This is a genomic window from Streptomyces sp. NPDC060064, assembly GCF_042736455.1.
In the GTDB taxonomy this organism is placed as follows: domain Bacteria; phylum Actinomycetota; class Actinomycetes; order Streptomycetales; family Streptomycetaceae; genus Streptomyces.
In genome coordinates, this window is sequence record NZ_JBHWWF010000005.1 from 183,146 (window position 1) to 195,441 (window position 12,296).

Annotated in this window: 7 protein-coding genes and 1 pseudogene; 6 read left to right on the top strand and 2 right to left on the bottom strand. The window is 68.1% G+C overall.

Annotation, left to right across the window (positions count from 1 at the left end; all coding sequences use genetic code 11):
- Positions 1-573: 573 nt before the first annotated feature.
- From ACFWDI_RS08895 to ACFWDI_RS08915, 5 genes and pseudogenes are all read left to right on the top strand, one after another.
- Positions 574-3,156 carry a Pls/PosA family non-ribosomal peptide synthetase gene (locus ACFWDI_RS08895; RefSeq protein WP_385302249.1) on the top strand — a complete coding sequence of 861 codons (2,583 nt, stop codon included), beginning with the start codon at positions 574-576 and terminating at the stop codon, positions 3,154-3,156.
- Positions 3,157-3,213: 57 nt separating this feature from the next.
- Positions 3,214-5,703 carry an amino acid adenylation domain-containing protein gene (locus ACFWDI_RS08900; RefSeq protein ID WP_385302455.1) on the top strand — a complete coding sequence of 830 codons (2,490 nt, stop codon included), beginning with the start codon at positions 3,214-3,216 and terminating at the stop codon, positions 5,701-5,703.
- A 23-nt stretch (positions 5,704-5,726) separates the two neighbouring features.
- Positions 5,727-6,731 (top strand): TauD/TfdA family dioxygenase, encoded by a 1,005-nt coding sequence (locus tag ACFWDI_RS08905; RefSeq protein WP_385302251.1) that lies wholly within the window; start codon positions 5,727-5,729, stop codon positions 6,729-6,731.
- Positions 6,728-7,798, top strand: a complete 1,071-nt coding sequence (gene sbnB, locus ACFWDI_RS08910) for a 2,3-diaminopropionate biosynthesis protein SbnB (protein ID WP_385302254.1) — start codon at positions 6,728-6,730, stop codon at positions 7,796-7,798. Before ACFWDI_RS08905 ends, sbnB begins: the two co-directional genes overlap by 4 nt.
- Before the next feature lie 148 nt (positions 7,799-7,946).
- Positions 7,947-8,577, top strand: a pseudogene (locus ACFWDI_RS08915) (NmrA family transcriptional regulator); the annotation flags it as partial.
- Positions 8,578-8,725: 148 nt separating this feature from the next.
- Here the strand turns inward: ACFWDI_RS08915 and ACFWDI_RS08920 are convergent.
- Positions 8,726-9,079, bottom strand: a complete 354-nt coding sequence (locus ACFWDI_RS08920; protein WP_385302255.1) for a hypothetical protein — start codon at positions 9,077-9,079, stop codon at positions 8,726-8,728.
- Between the two features lie 983 nt (positions 9,080-10,062).
- Here ACFWDI_RS08920 and ACFWDI_RS08925 point away from each other — a divergent pair.
- Complete coding sequence (locus tag ACFWDI_RS08925) at positions 10,063-10,851, top strand: alpha/beta fold hydrolase (RefSeq protein WP_385302257.1); 789 nt, start codon at positions 10,063-10,065, stop codon at positions 10,849-10,851.
- A 483-nt stretch (positions 10,852-11,334) separates the two neighbouring features.
- On the opposite strand, the gene ACFWDI_RS08930 is transcribed toward ACFWDI_RS08925, so the two are convergent.
- Entirely contained in the window at positions 11,335-11,877 is a 543-nt protein-coding gene (locus ACFWDI_RS08930) for a hypothetical protein (RefSeq protein WP_385302258.1), read from the bottom strand.
- Between the last annotated feature and the right edge of the window lie 419 nt (positions 11,878-12,296).

Genomic DNA, 12,296 nt, shown 5'->3' on the forward strand with positions numbered 1-12,296 from the left:
CGGAGCGCCGCATGCCGCTCATCCGTCTCGGCGCGGCTCAGGGAAGAATTCGCCGGCGAGATGTCACTCGCCGGAACACCTCCAGTACGCCCGAATCGGGGCGGTCCTGTCATGCCACCGAAATTCGGGACTTGACACACACACCGGCTCGTGAATAGGCGGCTTTGGTCGTGCTTGGGTCGGGGGTGAAAGATCGCCGGCACCGGGTCATCTGCGGCTTCAGGTGAACCGTGGCTACGGCTGTGCCCGGCCTGCCGTGGCCTCCCTGCCGGCGTACTCCGGCTCGGCAGATCGCCCGGGCCGGAGGGGCTGTCAGCGCTATCGCTGGGCGATTGTCGCGCGGTGAGACGGCTGCCCGTGTACGCGGTCGTAAGCCAGGCGACGCACCGGAACGCAAGGAAACACAAGGCGAAGACCGGCAGCAGCGGCCGGCTACCAAGGCCGGTTTGCTGCGTCAAGCCCCGAAATCCAGGGGCAGGACAGGAACTCCCCGGCCGGGCCTACTGGAGAGGCGGGACTCAAGAATCCGTCCGCACTGACCGACGCTGATCGAAACGCACTCAAGGAGCTCACGTGCCAGGGAAATCCATCGAGGTCCTGACGGCCGATCCGGCTGAAATCTCGACCATCCACAACGCCGGGTACACCGGACCGACGACCGGCACCGAGAGCGTCCTGGCCGAGGTGCTGGCAGGCATCGTGCACGTCGAGCAGGTGCACCTCGACAGCCACTTCTTCCATGACCTGGGCGCCGACTCCCTGGTGATGGCCCAGTTCTGTGCCCGGGTCAGAAAGCGGGCGGACCTGCCCTCGGTGTCGATGAAGGACATCTATCGAAACCCCACCATCCGAACGCTGGCCACCGCGCTCACCGACGCCGCGCCCGCCCCCGTCCCGCCGCCGGCCCCGCCGTCGGCCGAGGTACCGACTGAGGTGCCGGCACCCGCCGGCACGCTGCGCTATGTCCTCTGCGGAACGCTGCAGCTCCTGATCTTCCTCGGATACTCCTACCTCACCGCCCTTGTCGCCGTCCGCGGCTGCGAGTGGATCTCCGCCGGCTCCGGTCTGCTCGACGCCTATCTGCGGTCGGTCCTGTTCGCCGGCGCGAGCTTCCTGGGACTGTGCACTCTTCCAGTCCTGGCGAAGTGGGTACTCATCGGCCGCTGGAATGCCGGGGAGTTCCCCGTGTGGAGCCTGGGCTACCTGCGCTTCTGGGTCGTCAAGACCCTGATCCGCACCAGCCCCCTGCGCCTGTTCGCCGGTTCACCGCTCTACGTGCTGTACCTGAGGGCACTGGGCGCGCGGATCGGCAAAGGCGTCACCATCCTCTCCCGCGCGATTCCGGTGTGCACCGACCTGCTCACCATCGGTGACGACACGGTCGTCCGCAAGGACGTGCTCTTCTCCTGCTACCGCGCCCACGCCGGCCTGATCCAGACCGGCACGGTCACCCTCGGCAAGGACGTGCTTGTCAGCGAGCACACGGTGCTCGACATCGAGACCTCGATGGGCGACGGGGCCCAGCTGGGCCACGCCTCTTCCCTGCACGCCGGGCAGGTCGTGCCGGACGGCGAGCGCCGGCACGGGTCCCCGGCGCAGCGGACCGAGGTGGACTACCGGGCAGTCGACCCCGCCGACTGCGGCACCTCCAAAAGGGCCGTCTACAGCATCCTGCAGCTGCTGAACACACTGGTTGTGTACCTGCCGCTGGCGATGGGCGGCGTGAGCGTACTGCGCGCCGAAGTCCCACAGTTCCATGCGCTGCTGAACCCGGAGCCTGCGGCTTTCACGAGCTGGACGTTCTACCTCGACGCCCTGACCGCCTCCTTCGTGCTCTTCTTCGGCGCTGCGCTCGCCGGCCTCCTCGTCGTGGGCACGGTGCCGCGCGTGCTGAACCTCGCCATCAAGGCGGACAAGGCCTATCCGCTGTACGGCTTCCACTACGGAATCCAGCGGGCGATCGCCCTCATGACCAACAGGAAGTTCTTCGCCACGCTCTTCGGGGACAGCTCCAGCATCGTCCACTATCTGCGCTACCTCGGATACGACCTGTCCCGCGTCGAGCAGACCGGGTCGAACTTCGGCACGGAAGTGAAGCACGAGAGTCCGTATCTGAGCTCCGTCGGCAGCGGAACCATGGTCGCCGACGGGCTGTCCATCATGAACGCCGACTTCTCGAGCACGTCCTTCCGCGTGTCCCGGGTGTCGATCGGGCCCCGCAACTTCCTCGGGAACCGGGTCGCCTATCCCTCGCAGGGCAAGACCGGCGACAACTGCCTGCTCGCGACGAAGGTCATGGTCCCGATCGACGGACCGGTGCGGGAGGGCGTCGGCCTGCTGGGCTCGCCCAGCTTCGAGATCCCGCGCACGGTCGAGCGTGACAACAAGTTCAACCACCTGGAGAGCGGCGACGAGCTTCACCGCCGCCTCGCCGCCAAGAACAAGCACAATGCCGGCACCGCGGGGCTGTACCTGCTGGCGCGGTGGGTCCATCTCTTCGTGATCACCCTCATCGCCATGGGCGCCTCGGACCTCTACCCCTCGCTCGGTGCGTCGGTGATCGCGCTGGCCGGTGTCCTTACCCTCCTGTTCACCGTCGTCTACTTCGCACTGATCGAACGGGCCGCCACGGGATTCAAGGCCTTGAAACCGCTGTACTGCTCGATCTACGAGCCCGCCTTCTGGCGGCATGAACGCTTCTGGAAGATGGCTTCGGTCGATTACGTCGAGGTCTTCAACGGCACCCCCTTCAAGAACGTGATCTGGCGGCTGCTGGGGGTCCGGCTCGGCAAGCGGGTCTTCGACGATGGCTGTTTCTTCCCGGAGCGGACGCTCGTCACCATCGGCGACGACAGCACGCTGAATGCGGGGACCGTGATCCAGTGCCACTCGCAGGAGGACGGTGCCTTCAAGTCCGACCGCAGCACGATCGGCTCCGGCTGCACCCTCGGGGTCGGTGCTTTCGTCCACTACGGCGTGACGATCGGCGACGGCGCTGTGCTCGCCCCCGACTCCTTCCTCATGAAGGGCGAGGAAATCCCCCAGCACACCGGGTGGGGCGGAAACCCGGCCCGGGAAATGCGGGACAACAAGGCTCATCTGCCGGCCCGCCAAGGCAGCAACGACACATGCGCCGCCACGGCAGCCGGCAACTGACACCGCGGCAACAGCAACAAGCGGAGGAAAGACCCAATGGGAACGCAACCGATTCGCATGGAGGCCGGCCGGGAGTTCTGGCGCGGCGTACTGACAGCCGGCGGTTTCACCCCCGCCCCACGCTGGACCCTCAACCCCGTGAACGGCGTGGGGGAGTACAAGACGACAGTCCCCGACGAGATCATGACGGCGTCGCACCGACTGGCGAACGAGCTGGCACTGCCGCTCAGTTCGGTACTACTGGCGGCGCATGCCAAGGTGCTCTCGGCGCTGTCCGGCGAGCAGGAGATCACCACCGGCTACGTCGCCGACGCCGACGCCAGCCGACCGCTGCCGTGTCGGTTGACCACCGCACCTGACTCGTGGCGGGCGCTGCTGCTGAACTCCCATCGGGTCGCCTCGGAACTGCTGGCGCACAAGGACTTCCCGGTCGATGACCTCAGGCGCGAACTGGGCCTGACCCAAGCGCCGTTCGAAACCGTGCTCGACCTCACCGGAGGCGGCGGCGACCTCGCCGAGGACACCGTGCTGGAGGTGGGAATCTCACAGGACGGCGACCAACTCGCGCTGCGGCTGCGCTACCGCACCGACGTGCTGGACGCGGACTGCGCCGCCAGGATCGCCGGCTACCACCTCACCGCCCTCGCACTGATCGCCGCCGACCCTGATGCCGGGCACGGGCGGCAGAGCCTGCTGTCCGACGAGGAACTGCGCTTCCAGCTCGAGGGGCTGGCCGGACCGCGCCGCGAGTTGCCGGACCGCCGGGTGCACGAGCTGTTCGAGGAGCGGGTGCGGGCACATCCGGATGCCGTCGCAGCCGTGCACGGCGAGAAGCAGTGGACCTACCGCGAGCTCAACGCCCGCGCCAACCGGCTGGCACACGCCCTGCTGGCCCGCGGCCTTGGCCGCGAAGGCGTCGTCGCGGTGGTGACCGAGCGCAACCTCAACTGGCTGGCCGCCGTCCTCGCGGTCTTCAAGGCCGGCGGCGCATACCTGCCCGTCGAGCCGCACTTCCCGGCCGGGCGCATCGCGACCACACTGGCCCGCGCCGAATGCGGCCTGCTGCTGACCGAACCCGGCAGCACCACCACCCTCGACCAGGCCCTCGACTCGCTGCCCGAGGTGCAGAGGCTCTTCGTCGACACGGCCTACGCGGAGGACCATCCCGACGGTGATCCCGGCATCGACGTAGCCCCGGACCAGCTCGCCTACATCTACTTCACCTCCGGCTCCACGGGCGAGCCGAAGGGGGCGATGTGTGAGCACGCGGGCATGCTCAACCACCTCTACGCCAAGATCGACGATCTGGGGATCGGCGAGGGGCAGGTGGTGGCCCAGACCGCGCCGCAGTGCTTCGACATCTCGCTGTGGCAGCTGGTTTCCGCGCTGCTGGTGAGCGGGCGGACCCTGCTGGTCGAGCAGGAAGTCATCCTGGACGTCCCCCGCTTCCTCGACAAGATCATCGACGGTGGGGTCGCGGTGCTGCAGGTCGTGCCGTCGTATCTCGATGCCGTTCTGTCCGATCTCGAACGGCACCCCCGCACGCTGCCCGATCTGCGGTGCGTCTCGGTGACCGGCGAGGCGTTGAAGAAGGAGCTCGCCGAGCGCTGGTTCACCGCTCAGCCCGGGATCGGGCTGGTCAACGCCTACGGGCTGACGGAGACCTCGGACGACACCAACCACGAGGTAATGGACCGGGTGCCGGACCGGATCCTGCTCGGCCGCGCGGTCAACAACGTGCACATCTACGTCGTCGACGAACATCTCACACCTGTACCGCTCGGCGCCCCCGGCGTGATCGCGTTCTCCGGAGTCTGTGTCGGCCGCGGCTACATCAACGACCCCGAACGCACCCAGGCGGCCTACCTGGCCGATCCGCACCGCGAAGGCATGCGGCTCTACCTCGGCGGCGACTACGGCCGCTGGCACCCTTCGGGGAAGCTGGAGTTCCTCGGCCGCCGCGATGCCCAGGTCAAGATCCGCGGGTTCCGGATCGAGATCGGCGAGATCGAGAACACCTTGCTGCGCCTCCCCGATGTCCGCGACGGCGCGGTGGTGGTGGTCGAACGGGCCGACCAGAGCAAGCACCTGGCGGCCTTCTACTGCAGCCCCCAGCCCCTCGAGCCCGGCATCCTGCAGGACCGCTTGGCCGTCTCACTGCCCGCGTACATGGTCCCGGCGTCCTTCCACTGGCGTCAGAGTCTGCCGCTGACCGCCAACAGCAAGATCGACAAGAAGAAGCTGTGCGCGCTCGCCCTGGAACTCGGCACCGGCGAGGACGATCACGAGCCGCCGGCCACGCCGACCGAACAGCGGCTGGCGGCCGCCTGGGCGACGGTGCTCGGCATGGCGCAGGACCGGATCGGACGGCGGGACCATTTCTTCGACCGCGGCGGCACCTCACTGTCGGCGGTGAAGCTTGCGATTGCCCTGGACCGCGCCGTGTCCCCCAAGGACGTCACCGGCCACCCGGTCCTCGCCGACCTCGCCCAACTGGTCGACGACAGACCCCAGCGACACGCAACCGAACTACTGGCCTCCTCCTGAACCACATCGAAAGGAAGAGCACCGTGCCGTACCCGACCCCGGCGTGCCTGCTCAACGTGGACCTGCATCCCGGCAAACCCGCGATCCTGCACACCGACGCCCCCGACGACGCGCCAGGCTGGGCGGCCGAACATCGCCACAACCTGCGCTCCCTCGTCACCGAACACGGCGTGCTCCTCATCCGCGGCCTGCAGCTCCGCGACGCGGACCAGGCCGGCGCCGTCCTCCGCCGCCTGGCCCCCGCCCTGATGACCGACAAGGAAGCATTCGCCCCCCGCCAGACCTACACCCCGGGCGTGTACTCCTCCTCGACCTGGCCGCCGAACCAGCCGATGTGCATGCACCATGAGCTCAGCTACACCCTTCATCCCCCCGGCCTCATGCTGTTTGCCTGCGTGACCGCACCCACCACCGGCGGAGCCACCGCCATCGCCGACGCCCCTACCGTGCTCGAGGCACTGCCGCCCGAACTGGTCCACCGGTTCGAACAGGAAGGCTGGCTGCTCACCCGCAGCTACAACGACGAGATCGGCGCCCCCTGCGCCGAGGTCTTCGGCACCGACGACCGGACCGCCATCGAGGACTACTGCCGCGCAGGCGCCATCGAATTCGCCTGGCAACCCGACGGCAGCCTGCGCACCCGCCAGCGCCGCCCCGCCGTGACGGCCCACCCGGTCACCGGCCGCCGCTGCTGGTTCAACCAGATCGCCTTCCTCAACGAATGGACGATCGAACCCGAAATCCGCGAATACCTCATCGACGTCCACGGCGCCGAGGGACTGCCTTTCAACACTCACTTCGGAGGCGGCGACCCCATCGGCCCGGACATCATCCAGCTCCTCAACGACACCTATACGGCCCACACCACCCGCGAGCCGTGGCAGGCCGGCGACGTCATGCTCGTCGACAATGTGCGCACCGCGCACAGCAGGGAGGCCTTCCAAGGACCACGCGAGGTACTCGTCGCGATGGCCGAGCCGCTGCGCCTGTCCGAGTGCCCGCCGACGACCGAGGTAAGCGCCGGATGACTACCGTCCGTTCCACCGCAATGGAGCCCGCCATGTCCCAGCCGCACACCGTGCCACCGTTCGCAGTGATCTCCGGCGCCCAGGTCCAGCACGCCCTGCAGGACCGGGAAAAGCAGATCGTGGACCTCGTCGAGGCCACCTACCAGCTGCATGCCGCCGGAGAGTCGGTCAACCCACCCTCCTACTTCCTGCGCTTCCCCGACCGCCCCTCCTCCCGGATCATCGCGCTGCCCGCCTCGATCGGCGGGCAAGTGCGGGTGGACGGTCTCAAATGGATCTCCAGCTTCCCCGACAACGTCCAGGCCGGCATTCCCAGGGCCTCCGCAGTCCTGATCCTCAACGACCACGACACCGGCTACCCCTTCGCCTGCCTGGAAAGCTCCATCATCAGCGCCACCCGCACCGCCGCATCGGCTGCCCTCGCCGCCGACCACCTCACCCGAAACCGGCAACGGCCCACCCGCATCGGTTTCTTCGGCACGGGCCTGATCGCCCGCTACATCCACACCTTCCTGACCGGCACCGGCTGGACCTTCGACGAGACCGGCGTCCACGACCTGTCACCCGACAGCGCCGCCGGCTTCCGCGACTACCTCCAACAGACCGGCACGGCCGGACAGATCACCGTGCACGACAGCCCCGAGGAACTGATCCGCTCCAGCGACCTCGTCGTCTTCGCCACCATCGCCGGCGAGCCGCACATCAGCGACCCGGCCTGGTTCGACCACAACCCCCTGGTCCTGCACGTGTCCCTGCGCGACCTCGCACCCGAGATCATCCTCGCCTCAACCAACATCGTCGACGACGTCGAACACTGCCTCAAAGCCAACACCTCTCCGCACCTGGCCGAACAGCTCACCGGCAACCGCGACTTCCTCCACGGCACACTTGACGACGTCATGACCGGACGAGTGACACCCCCCACAGACCGGCCACTGGTGTTCTCACCCTTCGGCCTCGGCGTACTCGACCTCGCCGTCGGCAAATACGTCTACGACGAGACGGCCCGCTCCGGGCAGCTCCACGTCATCGAGGACTTCTTCCACGACCTGCGCCGGCACGGATAACCGGCCCACAGCACCCTGCCGCGAAGGAGGAAGCCAACGGCGGGTCCGTTCGGCCGCCTCGAGTTCCGCTGACACCTCGGCCAGGGGCACCCGGTCGCGCGTCTGCAGGAACAGCAGCGTCGCCACCAGACGATCAGCTCTCATGTCGAGTGTGTATCTGTTGAGCCCGCAGGACATCCTCGACGTCGCGAAAGCCGGCGGAGTCGGACGGGTCGTGTTGCTCTCCTCCCAAGGAGTTGCAACCCGACCGCAGTCGGCATCCCATGGGGGCATGGGGCGGTCCTTCGAGGACGCCGTCCGGCAGTCGGGCATGGGACTGGACGATCATGCCGCCTGGTGGCTTCGACTCCAACGCGTACGCCTGGGTCGAGCCGGTCCGTGCCCGACGGACGATCGCCGCGCCGTTCGGTGACATCGGCCTGCCGACCATCGACCCGGCCGACATTGCCGATGTCGCCGCCGCAGCCCTGAGCGAGGACGGTCACGCCGGGCAGGTCTACGAGTTGACCGGGCCTGCCCTCAGCGCGCCCCGGCAGCGAGCCGAAGCCATCGGCGACGCGCTCGGCGAGCCGATCCGATTCATCGAGCAGACCCGGGACGAGGCCCGCGCGCAGATGCTGAAGTTCATGCCCGAGCCCGTGGTCGAGACCACCCTCGACATCCTTGGCGAGCCCAACCCCGCCGAGCAGCGGATCGGCCCCGACGTCGAGCAGGTTCTCGGCCGCCCACCCCGGACCTTCGCCGAGTGGGCGGCACGGAACATCGGGGCCTTCAGGTGACACACCCCGCTTGTCGGCGTTGAGTGCGCTATCGCCGCTGGGGTCCGCCTTGTTGTAGGCCCGAGCTGTGCGTGGCCCACCGTCGAGCTCATCGTACGGGCTGAGGTGCAGCGTGACAGGCATAGAGCCTGGCCAGGTTGCTCTGTCGTCAGCGCGCGTCCCAGCTTGGGCTGGCTGCCTCGTACGCGCACTCGCGACTGATGGTGTGCGAGCCGTTGACTCGTTCGTAGCCCGTGCGCTTCAGCTGCCAGGTGTCGCCCCACGGTGTGGTCTTGCACCAGTAGCTCAGTCGGGCATAACCGGTGCCGCTGCACCTCGCCCATACCGCGGTGTGGCCGACCCCGACACTGCAGGTTACGGCGCTGGCGCCTGACGCCCCGCTCTCCACAGCGTGGGTGCTCGCAGCCGTTCCCAGCAAGCCGACACCCGCGAGTACTCCGGATGCCGCCATGAGGCTGATCTTCCCCCGCAGCGTGCCGCGGTCAGTCTGGTGGAACCGCATGAACTCTCCTCGCTTCAGATCCGATTCAGCTGGACTGCGTCCGGCCCCGCAGTTCAGCAGGGTTCATCGGTTGACCGGTCAGCGACGAGCCTTCTGCTGTTGCCGGAGCAGGGCAATGACAAACGGCTGTCCCGGACAGCCGCACGTTGTCCGGCCTGGTCAAAGCCATTTCCATATCTTGTCCCGGTCAGATCCGAGCACTGTCACGGTCTGTTCAGAGACCCACAGATCAGGGCGTGGGGCCAACCGTTGTGCTCCACCGCTCACTTGAACGGCAAGGTCGAACGCTCCCACCGGATCGATGCCGAAGAGTTCTACCGGCTCCTCGACGGGGTCATCATCGCGCCTTCAACGACGAGCTGCGCGACTGGGAGAACCACTACAACTACCGTCGCCCCACGGCGGCCCTGGCGGCCAGACTTCCTGCGAACGCCTCAGGAGCAGACCACGACCCAGGCGAAATCGATCAGCGTCAGCGACACAACTCGGCGTGGGACACCGGCGTTTCGCTGTTCGTGCACGAGTACCTGTCCGAGGCCACCCACAAACGGCTCGCGGAGCTGCTCGGCCCCGCGCCGTTGTGGATCCTGCCGCATCTGCGCCGGATCGAGCCGGCCCGGAGCGTAGGCGCGCCAGCACGACGGAGACCACCGTTACGGGGCGCTGCCGCCCAACGTGCTGGACGCGGTCGGCCGTACCGGACACCCCCGTCCTGCTGCTCGCAGGTAGCGACAACGGGCTGTGGCTGGACTCCCAGAAACTCTGCCACGAGGTACTCGCCCAGCGGCAGCCGCAATTGGACGTGGCGTACACCGAGATTCCCGGCTACGGTCACCCCGACACGTTCCTCGGCCGGGGCGCCGCCCTCGATGTGTTCGGGCACATTTCGACTTCCTCGGCAAGCGGCGGTGACGGACGTCTTCCGGGGCGGCCGGAGGCAGCATCCGGCCGTACCCCGACCACACCTCAGGAGGCAACGACCCATGCCGCAGCTCGCTCTCGACGGCGCAGCACTGATGTACGACGACGAGGGCCCCCGTGACGGTGACGGCGTGCCCCTGGTGTTCATCCACGGCTGGACGGCCAACCGGCACCGCTGGGACCACCAGACGGTACACTTCGCCCCGAAGCGGCGGGTCATACGGCTCGACCTGCGCGGGCACGGCGAGAGCAGCGGGTCGGGGGCGCGGACGATCGAAGAGCTGGCCGCGGACGTCCTTGCCCTCCTCGACCACCTGAAGGTCGACCGGTTCATACCCGTCGGCCACTCCATGGGCGGGATGATCGCGCAGACCCTCGCCCTCGGTCATCCCGAGCGGATCGAGCGCCTCGTACTGGTGAACTCGATCAGCCGGATGACCTACAGCCGGGGGAGGGGCCTGCTGATGGCGGCATCGACGCTGGTGCCGTTCAAGTTGTTCGTCGCCGCCAACATCCAGCGGGCCTTTGCCCCCGGCTACCCGCGCGAGGAGATTCGCGAGTACATCCGGGCCTCCTCGGCCACGTCGCAGGAGGTGGTCATGACGTGCTACGCCGCCATGCGGGCCTTCGACGTCCTCGACCGGGTCGGCGAGATCCGCACGCCCACGCTGTTGGTGCACGGCTACCACGACATCCAGCTGCCCGTCGCGCAGATGCTTCGGATGGCCAAGGACTACCCGGACGCGCTGATCCGGATGGTGGACGCAGGCCACGAACTGCCGGTGGAGAAGCCGGCGGAGCTGACTGCGGCGCTCGACTGGTTCGTGACCGACCGAGCACAGGTGCGGTAGGCGACGGGTCCGACTCCGCGCAGGGCACCAGCATCCTGTAGCGAAGGCCAGGTCCCGCTCGCTGGAGTCTGTGCCTGAGCGGCCAATGAGGAAGCAACGGACGACGCCGGACGGGCTGTCGAGCGGCACGGCCAGTTGCCGGGTAATGCCAGATGGCCCTTGAGGTCTTGGTAGCCGCGTGTCTGCCGCCAGGCCCGTTTCTCGGTGACGTCAGTTGGTCCTGCGTGGTGTGCGATCGGGGCGGGTGGCGTAGTCGTGGGGTAACGGATGGCATCCCGTGTGGACTCCTCGGCCCGGGCCTCGTCCAGGACCCGGTCCAGCTCACCCGACCTGTTCAGAAGTGCGCTGCAGCTGTCCCCGAGGGGCCCCACGGCCCCGGCTGAATCCGGCCGGGTCTGCGCCAAGGTGTGCACCAAGACGGGGAGCCCGCCCTTCCTCCCACGCAGCTACGGCCCAATTCCCCGGCAAGGCCGGAGAGCAGGGTCAGGTACTGGTGGGCAGGGGGTCGTGGGGGAGTTGGGCGAGTATGAGGCGGCCGTCGGCGCGTACGTTGCATTCGCTGATGGTCCGGGCTGCCTGGTGGACGTGTCCGTCCCGGGTTTCGAGGCGGAGGGTGACGGTGACTTCACCGAGTCCCCGGCGTTGTCCGTCCTCGGCGGCGAGCCGGCGGTAGAGGGTGTTGGGCCAGCGGTCGGGGTCGCTGTCCTGCCACACCTTCACGGCGACGTCGTGGAAGCGGCATTGCTGTCCGCCGTGCGGCTCCTGCAGAAAGGAGTGACTCAGCGGCAAAGTGCCCAGCAGGGGGACGAGGCGGGTGTGCAGTTCATGGTTTTCGACCAGCCGGTGGCGCTGCCAGTGTCTGCCGGAGGGAACAGTCATCCGCACCGTGGCGAGCAGGTAGGGGTGTCCGGCCGGGGCGGTGACGGGAAAATCCGCCCGCCACACCGGCCAGGGCGGTACCGGAGGATCGAGCTCCGGTATCGGGCCGTTCCGGCTGGTCAGATGCACCCCGTGTTCGGTTTCCACCAGCAGATTATGACCCGTGCCCCGCCGTCGCGGGCGCGAACACCGATACGACCGGGGCCCGTTGGGACTGCCGGGAACGGCGCCTATCTCCTCCGCCGCTGCGGGTGCACGCCGTGCGACTGCGGGCCCGCACCGGCGGGACACTCGGCCTGCTGTCAGATGCGCACCGGCCTGAGCTCGGCCGCACCGCTCAGCGCTGCGGTCAGCCGGTCGACCTCATCCGGCGCACCGGCGATCTCCACACCGTGAGGTCAACTCCCGCCACAGCAAGCACAGTTCCTCCCAACCGCGTACAGGGACGGCGGCGGGCCCCCAGCGAGGCAGGAAGAAGGATCGTGGGCGGCCGGCACCGGACGGTGATGCCGCCGACCCCGACCGAGCCCACGTGCTGAAAGATCGCCGCGTCGAAATCCACGAGC

Excerpts from the sequence above, each read along its gene's own strand:
- ACFWDI_RS08900 (WP_385302455.1), top strand. The coding sequence starts at position 3,214 with ATGGAGGCCGGCCGGGAGTTCTGGCGCGGCGTACTGACAGCCGGCGGT.
- sbnB (WP_385302254.1), top strand. The coding sequence starts at position 6,728 with ATGACTACCGTCCGTTCCACCGCAATGGAGCCCGCCATGTCCCAGCCG.
- ACFWDI_RS08920 (WP_385302255.1), bottom strand. The coding sequence starts at position 9,079 with ATGCGGTTCCACCAGACTGACCGCGGCACGCTGCGGGGGAAGATCAGC.
- ACFWDI_RS08925 (WP_385302257.1), top strand. The coding sequence starts at position 10,063 with ATGCCGCAGCTCGCTCTCGACGGCGCAGCACTGATGTACGACGACGAG.